The sequence below is a fragment of the Lentzea sp. CC55 genome (assembly GCF_021056325.1).
In the GTDB taxonomy this organism is placed as follows: Bacteria; Actinomycetota; Actinomycetes; order Mycobacteriales; family Pseudonocardiaceae; genus Lentzea; species Lentzea jiangxiensis.
The window spans coordinates 138346-152341 of record NZ_JAJCXE010000013.1; the positions used below are offsets into that span (position 1 = coordinate 138346).

Consider the following 13996-nt stretch of genomic DNA (forward strand, 5'->3'; position numbering starts at 1 on the left):
CCACGTCACAGCGATCGGAGAACCGCGGCGGCCGCACCACCGTCTTCCCGGTCGTGAGCATCGACTCGAAGGAGAACGGGATGCGGGCGATCGAAGCCGACAGCCTGGTGGTGCGCGTGGGCGGCAGGCGGGGCCGCACCGCGGTGAACGGGCTCGACCTGCGGCTCGGGCGAGGCGTGCACGGGCTGCTCGGCCCCAACGGCGCGGGCAAGACGACGTTGATCCGCACGCTGGCGACGGTCCAGAAGCCCACCGCCGGAACGCTGTCGCTGCTCGGAACCCCGTTGCGGGGCACCGGCATGCGACCGCTGCGCAGGAGGCTCGGCTACCTGCCGCAGCACTTCGGCTTCTACAAGCGGTTCAAGGTCAGGGAGTTCGTCGAGTACCTGGCGTGGCTCAAGGAGGTGCCGGCGGCCGAGATCCCCGGCGCGGTGCACCGGGCGCTGGACAGGGTCGGGCTCGCCGACCGCGCCGAGGACAGGATGAAGTCGTTGTCCGGCGGCATGGTCCGGCGCGTCGGCATCGCGCAGGCCATCGTCAACGAGCCGGAGGTGCTGCTGCTCGACGAACCGACGGTCGGCCTGGATCCCGCGCAACGCCTGAGGTTCCGCGAGCTGGTGGCCGAGCTGGGCCGGCAGTCGTGCGTGCTGATCTCCACGCACCTGGTCGAGGACGTCGCGGCGGCGTGCACGGACGTGGTGCTCGTGTCGGAGGGATCTCTCGTCTTCCAGGGAACCCCGGCGGAGCTCGCCACCAGGGGCACGCGGGAGCACGTGGGTGACAGCCCCATCGAGCGCGGCTACTCGGCGCTGATCAGCTCGGGGGGTGCCTGGTGACCGGACTGCGCGTCGAACTGCGCCGCTCGGCGGCGCTCTGGGCCGGGCTGGTCGTGCTCGTGTCCGGCGCCGGCATGCTCTGGCTCGTCACCTCGGAGAGCTCGCGGTGGAAGGCGAACAGCACGTCCGCGGTGCTGGAGCTCAGGCTGCCGCTGGCCTACGTCTGGGCGCTGGTCGTCGGTCTCGCCGTCCTGCAGGGCATGCGGGACAGCCGGGCGGGCGTCACCGAGCTGTTCACCGCCACGCCCCGGCCCGGCTGGGTCCGGCTCGGCGCGCTCGCCTCGGCGGTGAGCGGAGCCGTCGCCGTCGCCGCGGTCCTGCTGTGCGCCGCGGTGGTGGCGACGGTCGCGTTCGGCGGTGGGCTCGTCTCGGCCGGGTTCGTGCCGCTGGTGGTGACCGTGGTGCTCGGCCTGGCGTCGAGCGTCCTGGTCGGGCTCGCGATCGGCAGGCTGCTCCCCCACCCGCTGACCGTGCCGGTGGCGCTGGTGGCCACGTTCATGGTCGCGACCACCGCGGGCCGGGCCCTGGAAGTCCGGTCACCGGACGACGAGATCTCCAGGTTCGCGCTGCTCACGCCGGTCATGGACGCGCCGGACACCGACCTGCTCACCACGTCGGCGCCGGTGGACCTCGGCCAGGCCGCGTGGTTCACCGGCCTGGGCGTGACGGCGTTCCTGCTGCTCGCCGCCCGCACCTGGCTCGGCCGGCTGGCCGCGCTCGCACCGGCGGGGCTGGCGCTCGTCCTGGCGCTCTCGATCGTGCCGGCCAGGTACTCCGACGTGCTGGTCGTGGACTCGACCGCGGGTGAGCAGGTCTGCGACGGCGCCGTGTGCGTGAGCCGGGTGCACGCGGACCGCCTGCCCGTCGTGGCCGCAGCGGGCAGGGCCGCGCTGGCCGAGCTCGCGGCGTTGCCGGACGCGCCCACCGGGGTCCGCGAGGACACCTCCGCGATGGCGCACCTCACCGCGCCCCGACGGGATTCGAAGATCGTCTACATCAGTGCGTCGGGTCACCCGCGCGTGCTGACGATGTCCGAGGACGAGGTGCGGCTCGAACTGCTCGCCGGAGCGGGTGTCCCGAGCTGCTCTGCTCCGAACAGCGTGAACTACTGGGAGGCCGCCGTCCGGTACGTGACCGCCGGCTACTTCAACGGTGGTCTGGCCGAGCTGGCGTCCGAACGCCTCATGTGGAACAACGAGCGGATGCGCGCCGAGGTCGACCGGGCGTGGCAGCGGTTCAGCGCCGCCTCCCCGCAGGAGCAGCGGGATCGCGTCGTGCGGGCGCGTCAGATGTTGCTGACCTGCCAGGACGCCGAACGCGTGCTCGAGGTGCTGAAGGCCGGCCGATGAGGCCGCTCGCGCTGTACGCGCACTCGCGCGGCGTCCCGGCCGCACTCGTGCTCCTGCCCGTCGTGGTGCTGCTCGCCTGGGCGGCGCTGCACACACCGTGGTCACCGCTCAGCGCGTCGCTGACCGCGCTCGCCGCCGTGCTGGTCGGCACGACCGGCTTGGCGGGCCAGGACCCGGAGCTCGACGCGTCGACCGCCTTCCCCTGGCCGTGGTGGCGCTTCGGGCACCTGGTCTTCGCCGCGGTGGTGGCCGCGTCCGCCGTCCTGCTGGTGCAACGGCTCGGGGACGAGCCGTTCCCGGCGGCGTTCGTCGTCCGCGACGTGGCGGGCCTGACCGGTCTGGCCGGACTCGCGGCGGCACTCGCCGGGGCGAGGTTCGCCGCCACCGCACCGGTGCTGTGGTGGGCGGTGGCGGCGATCATGCCGCCCGCCGGGTCGGTGCCCGGCCGGATCGTCACGTGGCCGCTGGGGGCCCCGGACGACCCGGCGACCACGTGGACGGCGGGTGTGCTGGCCGTGAGCGGGATCGCCGCGTACAGCGCACGCGGCGCACGCCGCTAAGCGATCGTCTCCAGGGCGATGTAGTCGGCGATCGCCTGCTGGCCCCTGATGTTGGCGTGGACGCCGTCGCCGGTGTCGTACGGGGCGTTGATGCTGTTGGGCCGGAGCGGGTCCTCCAGCACCTGGTCGAAGTCCTGCACCGTCGCGCAGGTGTCCGAGCAGTCGCCGCCGCGCTTCACGAAGTCGTTGACGGCGTGGCGGTCCAGGTTGTTCTGGTCGCTGTAGCCGGGCCGGGGCGTGATCGGCGTGACGTGCACGGCGATCCCGGCCTGGCGCAGCCGCCCGAACACCGCGCGGTAGCTCGCGGTGATGTCCGCGGCCGAGCAGCCGTTGGCCAGGTCGTTCGTCCCGTAGTAGTAGATGACGTCGGTGACGCCGTGCAACGCGAGAACATCCCTTTCCAGGCGCGACAACGCGTCCAAGCCGACGAACGGCGCCGGGGTGCGCGGGCACACGGCACTCGTCGTACCGCTGATGCCGGCGTTGGCGACGGCGAGCTGGGGCCGCGAGGAGGCGACGATCCGGCGGGCCAGCACGTCGGTCCACCGCTTGTCGGTACCGAGTTCCGTGCAGCCAGGCCCGCAGTTGGTGCTGCCCACGCCGTCGACGACTGAGCTGCCGAACGGCACGACCGTCCCCCTCAGCCGTGGGTTGAACACGTCGACCGCACTGACCACATAGGTCGATTGCACCTTTTCGGTGTAGGCCGTGCCCGCATCCGCGGTGTGGTCGCCCGAGCCGGCCGGGGTGAGGTAGTTGTCGCGGAACGCCGACTCGTGCCGTCCGGGCACGACGTCTCCGGCGACGTGCATGCTGATCGCGAGGTTCGTGTCCGGCAGGGTGGCGAGCGACGTGCGGTCGCTCCACACCGACCCGCCCGCGGGGACGGTGACGGTGCGGGAGCCGCTGAACGTCACCTCCCGCACCGACTCGACGGCGGAGCCTCCGGTGCTCAGGGCGACGGTGGTGCGGTCGATCGTCAGCGGCCCCGTGCCGAAGGTGTTCTGCACGCGGACGCGGACCGCGCTGCCTCCCTGGCTGAGGTGCGTGATCATCCGGAGCGACTGGTCGTGCAGGGTGACGGGGGCGAGGTTCTGCTGCGACTGCGCCCAGGAGGTGAACCAGACGGGGCGGTCGGCTTCGGCGGCGGGGGTCGAGAGCGCTCCCACGACGAGCACGGCCGACAGCAGAGCAGGGATTCGGGTTCTCATACCCCTGGTTCTTACCGCTTCGTGACGATCACGTCACCACCTGTGACCACAGGTGTGGACTCAGGTCACCAGCCCGCGGCGGTACGCGTAGACGACCGCCTGCACCCGGTCGCGCAGGTCGAGCTTGGTGAGGATGCGGGAGACGTACGTCTTCACCGTCTCCTGGCTGATGACCAGCGCCGCGGCGATCTCGCTGTTGGACAGTCCTTCCGCGATCAGCCGCAGCACCTCCAGCTCCCGCGGCGCGAGCTGCGTCTCCGCGGCCTCCTCGGCGGGCCGGATGCGCGAGGCGAACCTGCCGACGAGCTGGCGCGTCACCTCCGGCGCGAGCAGCGCGGCACCACTCGCGACGGTCCTGATGCCCTGCAACAACTGCGCGGGCGGGGCGTCCTTGAGCAGGAAGCCGCTCGCCCCGGCGCGCAACGCCTCGTAGACGTACTCGTCGAGGTTGAACGTCGTCACGACGAGGACCTTGACGGGATCGGCGACGCCGGCGCCCGCGAGCAGCCGGGTCGCCGCGATCCCGTCCAGGACGGGCATCCGCACGTCCATCACGACGACGTCGGGCCTCACCCGTGCGGCGAGGTCGACCGCCGACCGGCCGTCCCCGCACTCCCCCACGACCTCCAGGTCCGGCTGCGCTCCGATGATCGTGGCGAACCCCGTGCGGATGAGCGCCTGGTCGTCGCACACCAGCACGCGCACCGGTGCCGTCACGCCGGGTTCCCCGCCGGGATGCGCGCGCGGACCACGAAACCGCCGTCCCGCTGCCCCGCCGAGAACTCGCCGCCCAGCACGTCGACGCGCTCCCGCAGCCCGGCGAGACCCCGCCCGCTGCCGCCGACCTGAGCGGACGTCGTGGCGCCCGAGGTGCCGACCTCCACCGTGATCTCCCTTTCGCCGTACCGAACGCTGACGTTCGTCGGATTTCCGTGCGCGTACTTGAGCGCGTTGGTCAACGCTTCCTGCACGACCCGGTACGCGACGGCCTCGGCACTGCCCGCGTCGCGCGACGCCCGGCCCTCCTCGGCGAACTCGACCGGCTGCCCGGCCAGGCGGGTCTGCTCGACGAGACCCCGCAGGTCGCCGACGGACTCCGGCCTGTGGTCGGGGTTCAGCAGGTCGAGCAGGTGCCGCAGGTCCGCGAGCGAGCGCCGGCCGGTGTCGGTGATCGCCTGCAGCGTCTGGTCGAGGCGCTCGGGAGCGGCCGTCAGGTACCGGGCCGCCTCGGCCTGCACCACCATCGCGGTCACGTGGTGGGTCACCACGTCGTGCAGCTCGCGGGCGATCGAGGTCCGTTCCGCGGCGCGGGTGGCCTCGGCGACGTGCCGGCGGCGTTCCTCCTCGGCGCTGCGCGAGAGCCGCAGCCACGCGCCGATCGCCCAGGCGGACGCCACCGCGAGGTAGAAGGTGACGAACCCGGCGACGCCCTCGGTGGCCCCCAGCAGGTCCAGCCAGACCGCCAGTCCCGCGTAGGCCGCGGTCAACGCGATGACGGTCGCGCGGCGGTGGTGCGCCAGGTGCGCGCCCGCGCTGATCAACGCGACGAGCAACGCCGTGCCGCCGACCGTGTGGTAGCCGCGCGCCTGGTCCACCGCGAACGCGACCGACACCAGGACGAGGCAGACCAGGGGCCACCGGCGGCGCACGACCAGCGGCAGGCACTCGAAGGCGATCACGGCGATCGCGAGCGCGTCGAACGGCCGGTTCGGCAGCCCGCCGAGCTGGGTGCCCTTGTCGTGCAACGCGGGCACCACCGATCCCAGGGCGAGCAGCAGCGCGAGTGGCGCGTCCTGGACGCGGACGTCCCAGCCGCGCCACCGCTGGAGGCTGATCACGCGCCGAGCGTAGCGGCCGGCACGGCGCGGCCTCGGCGCGGCACGAGGTTGCCCCGGCGCTTCGCCAGCCACAGGAACGCCACCGTGAGCACCACGCCCGCCAGCACCGAGTAGGCACTGGCCTCGGGCCCGAACCCGCCACCGGTCACGATCGCGGGACCGGACGTGACGCCGTCGAGCAGCCCCTTCGGGGCGTCCTGACCGGACACGCTGGTGCTGAAGATGCCGCCCTGCGCGAAGTTCCACGCGAAGTGCACGCCGATCGGCACCCACAGGTTGCGCGTGGCGACGTACGCGGCGCCGAGCATCAGCCCCGCCTCGATCGCGATCGCGACCGAACTCCACACCGTCGCGTTGGGGTTGAAGATGTGCGCGAAGCCGAACACCAGACCGCTCAGGACGAGCGCGAGCCACGTGCCGAGCTTCTCCTCGGCGATCCGGAACAGCACGCCCCGGTACAGCAGCTCCTCGGTCACCGCCACCGCCACCATGAACCCGAGGATCGCGATCGCGCCCGTCGCCGAGCCCCAGCCGCGCACCTCGTAGCCGCCGAGGAAGGCGATGTTCGCGATCACCGCCCCGAACATCGCGAGTCCGATGAGGACACCGCGCGCCAGCGCCCCCGGCGCCGTCTTCCACGAGACCTCGGTGGCTTCGCGCCGTTCGGTCCTGCGCACCACCCACGCGTACGCGGCCAGCGCCAGCGCCGCCGCCAGGAACCCCGCGACCAGGGTGAGCGGCCAGTTCCACCCCAGCGCCTGCACTCCGGTCCCGCCCACGAACGACACGACCACCACCACGACCAACTGCTGCACGAATCGCATGGCCGCAACGCTAGGGATTTCGTGGCGCCACAACGTCCCCACGCGGTGGACATCCGCGTGTAGCTCTCCCGGGGGACAAGGCGGGTGACGCGGCCGTCTCACCGAGCGCGGTCCCTCGTCTCCCCCGACGCCGGGAGGTGAAACGTCGAGCCGGCTGAGATGCTTCCCACGATCGGCTTACTTGAGCATTACCATTCCTTTACCTATGCTCTCCGGCGAGGGGAGTACTTCCCAAAGCGTCTGCCCGGTCAGTACGGACACCCGGACGGTGTCCTCGGGAGACCGCCCGCGCACGGGTGAAGGAGACCTCGAACGCAGGAGTTCGAGGAGGTTCCGTGTCCGTCGAATCCGTGGCGTCGCCCGGACTGTGGTTCATCAGCATCGCGGTGCTTCTCGGCCTGCTCGTGGTCGACTTCCTCGTCACCCGGCGCCCGCACGAGGTCTCCCTCAAGGAGGCCACCGGCTGGTCGGTGTTCTACCTGGCCCTCCCCCTCGTGTTCGGGCTCTGGCTGTGGCTCGAGTTCGGCAGCGGCCAGTCGGTCGAGTTCATCACCGGCTTCGTGGTCGAGAAGTCGCTGTCGGTGGACAACCTGTTCGTCTTCATGCTGCTGCTGACCGCTTTCGCGGTCCCGTCCGAGGTCCAGCAGCGCGTCCTGCTCTACGGCATCGTCGGCGCACTGGTGCTGCGGGGCGTCTTCATCGCGGCCGGCGCCGCCCTGCTCTCCGCGGGCACCTGGGCGTTCCTCGTGTTCGGCCTCGTCCTCTTCGCCTCGGCGATCAAGATCCTGCACGCCGCCCTGTCCGGTGAACCGGCCGAGAAGGACACCTCGCAGATGCGCTCGGTGCGGCTGCTGCGCAGGCTGATGCCGGTCACGGACGACTACCGCGGCACGAAGATGGTCGTCCGCGAGCACGGCCGCCGCGCCCTGACGCCCCTGGCGATCGTGGTGGTGGCGATCTTCGCGACCGACGTCGTGTTCGCGATCGACTCCGTGCCCGCCGTGTACGGCATCACCGAGGACCCGTACCTGGTGTTCACGACCAACGCGTTCGCGCTGCTGGGCCTGCGCGCACTGTACTTCGTGCTGCAGTCCGTGCTGGCGAAGCTGGTGCACCTCAACCACGGTCTCGCGATCATCCTGGCGTTCATCGGCGTGAAGCTCGTCCTGCACTGGGCCCACGGCGTCTGGCCCGCCGTGCCGGAGATCCCCACGCCGGTCTCGCTCCTGGTGATCATCGTCGTGCTGGCCACCGTCACGTTCACGAGCCTGCGCTCCCGTCGCGGGGCCGACACCAGTCCGGTGTGACGGCATGGCCACCGCACGCCTGATCGGCTTCCTCGTGGACCTGGGCGTGACCCTCCTGGTGCTGACCGCCCTGGTGGTCGCGTGCATGGTCCTGGTCTCCCGGCCGTGACAGGACGGGCAGGGTGGGACACCTGCCCGCACCCATGAGCGGCCCTCGGGGGCAACGGGCGGACGCGATCTCGTCCGCCCGTTGCGCGACGGACGGCGTGCTGACCAACCACGAGTTCGTGCCGCTTTCCGACGTCACCGAGGTAAGGCACCGCAGGTCCCGGGGCCGGACCGTGCTCGCCGCGCGGTCCCGCGCCGAAATGCGGAGATGATCATCACGTGCCACCATCGGCCGGGTGGAACGACGCAGGTTTCTGAAAGTCGCAGGGCTGGCGGGCGCCGGCGCCGCACTCGCGGCCTGCGGCTCGCCCACCGCCCCGCCCTCTCCGTCCTCCCCGCCTCCCCCGGTCGTCCCTCCGTCCGGTTCGTCCGTTCCGAGTGGACCGCCCGACTGGGTCGCGCTGCGCTCGCGGCTGTCCGGCGAGCTCGCGCTCCCGAGCGACGACGGGTTCGCCTACCAGGGCTTCAACCCGGTGTGGGACGGCAGGAGGCCCGCCGCCGTCGCGAAGGTCACCTCCCCCGCCGACGTGCGGGCCTGCGTCGAGGCCGCGCGGCGGCGCGTGCCGATCGCCGCGCGCAGCGGTGGTCACAGCTACGCCGGGTACTCGTCGCCGTCCGGCGGTCTGCAGGTCGACGTGCGCGGTCTGGCGGCCGTCGAGGTGCTGCCGGGCAACCAGGTCCGGGTCGGCGCGGGCGCCACCCTCGGGGACGTCTCCGCGACGCTGGCGGAGTCCGGCCGGTGCCTGCCGACCGGCACCTGCCCGTCGGTGGGCGTCGCGGGTCTCACGCTCGGCGGCGGCATCGGCGTGCTCTCCCGCAAGTACGGCCTGACCTGCGACCACCTGGTCTCGGCCCAGGCCGTGACGGCCGGGTGGTCACCGCGTCGGCCGAGCAGGAGCCCGACCTGTTCTGGGCGCTGCGCGGCGGTGGGGGTGGCAACTTCGCGATCGTCACGGAGTTCGTGTTCTCCACCGTGCCCGCGCCCCGGGTCACCGTCTTCTCGCTGTCCTACAGCGCCGGCACCGCCGACGTGCTCGGCGCGTGGCAGACCTGGATCGCGCAGGCACCGGACGAGCTGTGGTCCAACGTCGTGGTGCGCGGCGGCCCGCAGCCGACGTGCAAGGTGGGCGGCTGCTTCGTCGGCTCCGCCGGCGAGCTCTCCGCGCTGCTGGCCCGGCTCCCCGCGCCCGCCGACAGGTTCGTCCAGCAGAAGAGCTACCCCGAGGCCACGCGGTACTTCGCGGGCGGGCCTGTCGCGCGCGAGTCGGCCGTGGCGTCGTCGCGGGTGGTGCGCGAGCCGATCGGCGATCCCGCCAGGGCCGTGGGGCTGCTGACCGGCCGGTCCGACGAGACGTACCTGATCTTCGACGGCCTGGGTGGGGCGGTGGCCGCCGTCGCGCCGGACGCCACGGCGTTCCCGCACCGCACGGCGCTCGCCAACGTCCAGATCTACCTCAAGACGCCGCCCGAGACCGCGGACGCCGCCCGCGCTGAGCTCGCGGAGATCCGCGACGGGCTCGGCGCGCTGGTCGGCGACACCGGGTACGTCAACTACATCGACCCGCAGCTCCCGCGCTGGGCCGAGGCCTACTACGGCGCCAACCTCCCCCGGTTGAAGGACGTGGCGAAGCGCTACGACCCGGACGGCGTGTTCGCCTTCGCGCAGTCGGTGCCCCGGTGACACCGGGCCGGTGGTCGTGACCGGCCCGGTGTGACACGGGGTCCCGTCAGCCGATGCGGGCGCCGACCGCGGCCAACGCCCTGGTGACGGGCTGGAAGAACGTCACGCCGCCGGTGCGGCAGTTGCCGCTGCCCCCGGAGGTCAGGCCGATCGCGGTGCCGCCGGCGGTGAAGAGCGGCCCGCCGCTGTCGCCGCCCTCCGCGCACACGGTCGTCTGGATCAGGCCCGTGACGCGGCCCTCCGGGTAGTTGACCGTGGCGTTCAGGCCGGTGACGCGGCCGGCGCGCAGCCCCGTCGTGCTGCCCATCCGCTGGACCTGCGTGCCGACCCGCGCCTCGGCGGCGCGCTGGATGCGGACCCTGCGGCCGTTGCCGGTGTCGACCTCGCTGGGAGCGGCGGTGCCGCGGTCGTTGTAGGTGAGCAGGGCGAAGTCGCCGTTGCCGGGGAACGTCGAGTCCACGACGGTGGCGGCCGCCCTGCCACCGGGGGTCAGGGAGAACTGCCTGCCCGCGGCCGTGCAGTGGCCCGCGGTCAGGATGCCGGGGCGGCCGTCGCCGGTCACGACGTTGAAGCCGAGCGAGCACCGGCTGCCGCCCGCGAAGATCGCGTCTCCGCCCTCCGCGAACAACCGGAACGTGCCGGTCGTGCGCCGCAGCGTCACCCCGGCGCCCATCGCGTCCACCGTGGACTTCAGGTTGTCCCACCTCGCCCCGGTGACGGTGTCGTCGGCGGTGACCAGGACCTCGTCGGTGGCCGGGTTGACGGCCCACGCCGTGCCCGGCACCGACGCCTTCTGCCGCAGCGTCTCGGTGGCCTGGGCGGGAGCGGTGCGCTGCTGCGGAGCCGCCTGGCTCGCGGTGAACGTCATGGCGGTGATCACCACGGCCACCAGCCCGACGGCGCCCGCGATCACCTTCACCCGACGGTGGTCATCGTGGTGCTTGCCCATGTGGCGCCCTCTCGTCACCGGACCGAGATGTGCTCATGTCCAGGTGTACGTACAGCGGGGCGCACCGGTTTAGGTCAATGGCCGGGATGACGCGGTGAGCACCGGCCCGCGCCGCTGCTCGCCCGGCGCCGTCAGAGCTTCCGGACGAAGTGGAACGCGGTGATGTCGTACCCGGAGCCGAGGTAGAGCCGGTGCGCGTGGTGCCGCGGCGTGCCGGAGTCGAGGTGGACAGCCGTGCACCCGAGACGGCGGGCCTCCTCGTCGACCCAGCGCAGCAGCGCGCCCGCGTGGCCCTGCCTGCGGGCGGACGGGAGCGTGCTGAGGTCGTCGACGTAGAGGTGGGAGCCGGCGTAGAGGTTCGTCATGTGCCGGAACCCGGCGACGGCGACGACCCGGCCGTCCGCGTCGAACGAGGCGGCGATGCGGTAGCCCTCCCGCCGCTGGGCGCGCACGATCTCGACGAACTCGCCGACGTCGGTGAGGTGCGGCCGGAGCTCGCGCAGCGCGTCGAAGGCCAGGGCGGTGTCCTCGCCGTCGAGCTCGGCGATCCGGGTGGTGTGCTGACTGGTCACGCCGGTGATCGTCACCCGAGAAGTGGCATCCCAGAAGGCCCAATGCAGGCCTAAACCAGGATGCCACTTCTCACCGGTGCTACGGGGTCAGGTTCAGGCTCCACGTGTCGAGCGTGCCCACGTCGGCGGGACCGGAGTCCTGGACGCGGAGCTTCCACGTGCCGTTCGCGGTCTCGCCCGCCACGGTGACCGAGAAGGTGCGGTCGATGTTGTCCGCGCTGCCGCCGCTGCGGTTGTGCAGCGTGTACGACGAGCCGTCCGGCGCGACCAGGGCCACCGTGAGGTCACCGACGTACGGGTGCACGATCCGCACGGTCACGACCGAGGCGGAGGACGGCGTGGCGGAGCACCCGGAGATCGCGATGGTGCTCTCGACCGCGGCACCCGCGTCCGGGATCGCGACGTCGTCGGGGTTGGTGCCGGTGCAGGACCCGCCACCGCCGCCCGTGACGGTGAGCGCGTAGGTGGCGGTGCGCGACGCCGTGCCGGCCGCGGTGATCGTGACCGGGTAGGTGCCCGCGGCCACCGACGCCGTGGTGCTGATCGTCAGCGTCGACGCCGAGCCCGTCGTGACGGACGCCGGGCTGAACGACGCCGTCGCCCCGGCGGGAAGTCCCGAGGCGGACAGCTGCACGGTCTGCGGGTCCCCGCTCACCGTCCGGGTCGCGACCGTCGCCTGGACCGACGAGCCCGCCGCCACCGAACCGGACGCGGGTGACACCGAGACCGAGAAGTCGGCGCCGGGGGTGCCGGTGCCGACCGCGGACTTCCAGACGGTGTAGGCGATGCCGTCGACCGCGCGGTTGAGGTGCGTGTCGCTGATGTTCGCGGTGGTGTCGCAGGACGCGTGGTAGCAGGGGTCGAACGCGCCGCCCGCCGTGCCGCCCCACTTGTTCGCCTGCGCGGTGGTCTTGCGCGCGCTGGCGCCCATCGCGTAACCGGACGCCGGGATGCCCGCGTTGGTGAAGGACGCGTCGTCGGACCGGTTGCGGCCCTCGGTGTTCTCCTCCGGCTGCAGGCCCAGGGAGTCCCAGTACGCCTTCATGTGCACGGACTGGGCGCTGGTGATGTTGTTGATGAAGTAGCCGCCGTTGGTCGACCCGACCATGTCGAAGTTGTGGTAGGTCTTGATCTTCGCTCGCTCGGTGGACGGGAGCTGCGAGACGTAGAAGCGGGAGCCGTTGAGACCCTGCTCCTCGTCGGTCCACCAGGCGAACCGGACCTTGTTGACCATCGACGGGGTGCGCTGGGCGAGCACGAGCGCGGTCTCGAGCAGCGCCGCCGAGCCGGAGGCGTTGTCGTTGATGCCGGGACCCGCGGACACTCCGTCGAGGTGGCCGCCGAACATGTAGACGTTGTTCGCGTCGCCACCGGGCCACTCGGCGATCAGGTTCGGACCGGCGCCGGTGGTGCAGCCGGACGTGCAGGGCTGCTCGGTGACGGCGTAGCCGGCGGCCGTGAGCTTGTCCTTCACGTAGGCCACCGACGCGCGGTAGCCCGCCGAGGTGGACCGGCGGTTGCCGCCGTTCTGCGCGGCGATCGTGCCGAACTGCGCGAGGTGCGCCTTGACCGCGGCGATGTCGACGTCCGGGATCTGCGGGCCGGTGCCGCCCGTGACCGTCAGCGTGTAGGTCGCCGTCCTGGTCGTGGCACCCGCGGCGCGCACGGTGATCGGGTAGGTGCCCGACGGGACCGTCGTCGTCGTGCTGATCGACAGGGTCGAGCCGGAGCCCGTGGTGACGGACGCCGGGCTGAACGACGCCGTGGCGCCGGCGGGCAGGCCGGTGGCGGTCAGCTGCACGGTCTGCGCCTGGCCCGCCGTGGTCTGCGTCTGCACGGTGGCCGAGGCCGCCGACCCCGCCGCGACGGAACCGGACGCGGGCGAGACGGCGACGGAGAAGTCGTCGGCCGGGGTGGAGCCGCCGAGGTTCAGCGACCAGGTGTCGATCCGGCCGACGTCGTTGGCCGCGTTGTCGTTGACGCGGAGCTTCCAGGTGCCGTTGGAGGTCTCACCCGACAGGTCGACGGTGTAGGTCTGGTCGATGTTGTCCGCGGAGCCGCCGGACCGGTTGTGCAGGACGTAGGCGGAGCCGTCCGGCGCGACGAGGCTGACCTGGAGGTCGCCGACGTAGGTGTGGACGATCTTCACCGGCACGGTGGCGGTGGCGGACGGGGCCGACGCGCACTCGCTGATGGCGATGGGCGACTCGGCCGTCTGGTTGTCGCCGATCGCCACGTCGCCGTCGTTCGTGCCGGAGCACCCGGCGGCCAGGGCGGGGGCCGCGGGAGAGGCCAGCGCCGCGGTGGTCACCGCCACGAGTGCCGCGGTCAGCAGGGATCTTCTTCTTCGCACTTCCGGGCTCCTTCGCAGGGATGCAGGGTCAGGCGACCGTAGCCGCCGCGGTCGTGGCCGGCATCCGGTCGTTCGGAGGGTTTGCCGGCACCTCCGGCCTCGATGTCCGGTTTCGCCTCCACGGCACGGATTCGTTGCGCCACAAGGGGGATGGCCTCGGCGCGATTCCGCGCACAAGACAACGATGTCGCGTCTGCCATGCGGCTTCAGCCCGTGGCGGCGCGGCTTCACCGCTTCCACCGGCACGGTCAGCCGCTGCAACGCCTGCTCCACGGTGCCGTCCGTGCCGGCGGTCGCCGCGGCACGGCGCAGGTGGTCCCGCAGGCCGTCCGCCGCGTCCAGCACGGTCAGCAGCTGCGCCTGGTCGACGCACGCGGTCGCGGCTTGTCCGCGAGCGCCGACCCAGGC

General features: G+C 72.4%; 12 protein-coding genes and 1 pseudogene. 6 read left to right on the forward strand and 7 right to left on the reverse strand.

Features of this window, described 5'->3' with window-relative positions:
* Positions 1-80: 80 nt before the first annotated feature.
* From L6E10_RS08615 to L6E10_RS08625, 3 genes are read left to right on the forward strand one after another with little or no spacing between them, the layout of a single operon-like run.
* Complete coding sequence (locus tag L6E10_RS08615) at positions 81-836, forward strand: ABC transporter ATP-binding protein (RefSeq protein WP_236218845.1); 756 nt, start codon at positions 81-83, stop codon at positions 834-836.
* Complete coding sequence (locus tag L6E10_RS08620; RefSeq protein WP_236218528.1) at positions 833-2185, forward strand: hypothetical protein; 1353 nt, start codon at positions 833-835, stop codon at positions 2183-2185. The genes L6E10_RS08615 and L6E10_RS08620 overlap by 4 nt, the downstream gene beginning before the upstream one ends.
* On the forward strand, positions 2182-2745 hold the full coding sequence (locus tag L6E10_RS08625) for a hypothetical protein (protein ID WP_236218530.1): 564 nt from the start codon (positions 2182-2184) through the stop codon (positions 2743-2745). Before L6E10_RS08620 ends, L6E10_RS08625 begins: the two co-directional genes overlap by 4 nt.
* Here the strand turns inward: L6E10_RS08625 and L6E10_RS08630 are convergent.
* From L6E10_RS08630 to L6E10_RS08645, 4 genes are read right to left on the reverse strand one after another with little or no spacing between them, the layout of a single operon-like run.
* The gene (locus tag L6E10_RS08630; RefSeq protein ID WP_236218532.1) at positions 2742-3956 is read right to left on the reverse strand and encodes a GDSL-type esterase/lipase family protein; all 1215 of its coding nucleotides are present in this window, start codon (positions 3954-3956) and stop codon (positions 2742-2744) included. The genes L6E10_RS08625 and L6E10_RS08630 overlap by 4 nt on opposite strands.
* A gap of 60 nt (positions 3957-4016) precedes the next feature.
* Positions 4017-4673, reverse strand: coding sequence for a response regulator transcription factor (locus tag L6E10_RS08635; protein WP_236218534.1), 657 nt, complete (start codon positions 4671-4673; stop codon positions 4017-4019).
* The gene (locus L6E10_RS08640; protein ID WP_236218536.1) at positions 4670-5794 is read right to left on the reverse strand and encodes a sensor histidine kinase; all 1125 of its coding nucleotides are present in this window, start codon (positions 5792-5794) and stop codon (positions 4670-4672) included. Before L6E10_RS08640 ends, L6E10_RS08635 begins: the two co-directional genes overlap by 4 nt.
* Positions 5791-6618: a CPBP family intramembrane glutamic endopeptidase gene (locus L6E10_RS08645; protein ID WP_236218538.1), complete on the reverse strand. Its 828-nt coding sequence runs from the start codon at positions 6616-6618 to the stop codon at positions 5791-5793. The genes L6E10_RS08640 and L6E10_RS08645 overlap by 4 nt, the downstream gene beginning before the upstream one ends.
* A 335-nt stretch (positions 6619-6953) precedes the next feature.
* Here L6E10_RS08645 and L6E10_RS08650 point away from each other — a divergent pair, with 335 nt between their 5' ends.
* The 3 genes and pseudogenes from L6E10_RS08650 to L6E10_RS40730 all read left to right on the forward strand — a co-directional run bounded on the left by L6E10_RS08650 (position 6954) and on the right by L6E10_RS40730 (position 9714).
* Complete coding sequence (locus tag L6E10_RS08650) at positions 6954-7925, forward strand: TerC/Alx family metal homeostasis membrane protein (RefSeq protein ID WP_236218540.1); 972 nt, start codon at positions 6954-6956, stop codon at positions 7923-7925.
* A 344-nt stretch (positions 7926-8269) separates the two neighbouring features.
* A pseudogene (locus L6E10_RS40725) lies at positions 8270-8842 on the forward strand (FAD-binding oxidoreductase); the annotation flags it as partial.
* 62 nt (positions 8843-8904) lie between these two features.
* Entirely contained in the window at positions 8905-9714 is an 810-nt protein-coding gene (locus tag L6E10_RS40730; protein WP_308102711.1) for a BBE domain-containing protein, read from the forward strand.
* A gap of 46 nt (positions 9715-9760) precedes the next feature.
* Here L6E10_RS40730 and L6E10_RS08660 read toward each other — a convergent pair whose 3' ends face one another.
* From L6E10_RS08660 to L6E10_RS08670, 3 genes are all read right to left on the reverse strand, one after another.
* Entirely contained in the window at positions 9761-10663 is a 903-nt protein-coding gene (locus tag L6E10_RS08660) for a S1 family peptidase (RefSeq protein WP_236218542.1), read from the reverse strand.
* Between the two features lie 131 nt (positions 10664-10794).
* Entirely contained in the window at positions 10795-11235 is a 441-nt protein-coding gene (locus L6E10_RS08665; protein ID WP_236218544.1) for a GNAT family N-acetyltransferase, read from the reverse strand.
* 79 nt (positions 11236-11314) lie between these two features.
* Complete coding sequence (locus L6E10_RS08670) at positions 11315-13588, reverse strand: proprotein convertase P-domain-containing protein (RefSeq protein WP_236218546.1); 2274 nt, start codon at positions 13586-13588, stop codon at positions 11315-11317.
* Positions 13589-13996 lie beyond the last annotated feature (408 nt).

What these genes read in the sequence shown, in the direction of transcription:
- L6E10_RS08615 (WP_236218845.1), top strand. Translation starts at nt 81, where the DNA reads ATGCGGGCGATCGAAGCCGACAGCCTGGTGGTGCGCGTGGGCGGCAGG.
- L6E10_RS08660 (WP_236218542.1), bottom strand. Translation starts at nt 10,663, where the DNA reads ATGGGCAAGCACCACGATGACCACCGTCGGGTGAAGGTGATCGCGGGC.
- L6E10_RS08625 (WP_236218530.1), top strand. Translation starts at nt 2,182, where the DNA reads ATGAGGCCGCTCGCGCTGTACGCGCACTCGCGCGGCGTCCCGGCCGCA.
- L6E10_RS08645 (WP_236218538.1), bottom strand. Translation starts at nt 6,618, where the DNA reads ATGCGATTCGTGCAGCAGTTGGTCGTGGTGGTGGTCGTGTCGTTCGTG.
- L6E10_RS08630 (WP_236218532.1), bottom strand. Translation starts at nt 3,956, where the DNA reads ATGAGAACCCGAATCCCTGCTCTGCTGTCGGCCGTGCTCGTCGTGGGA.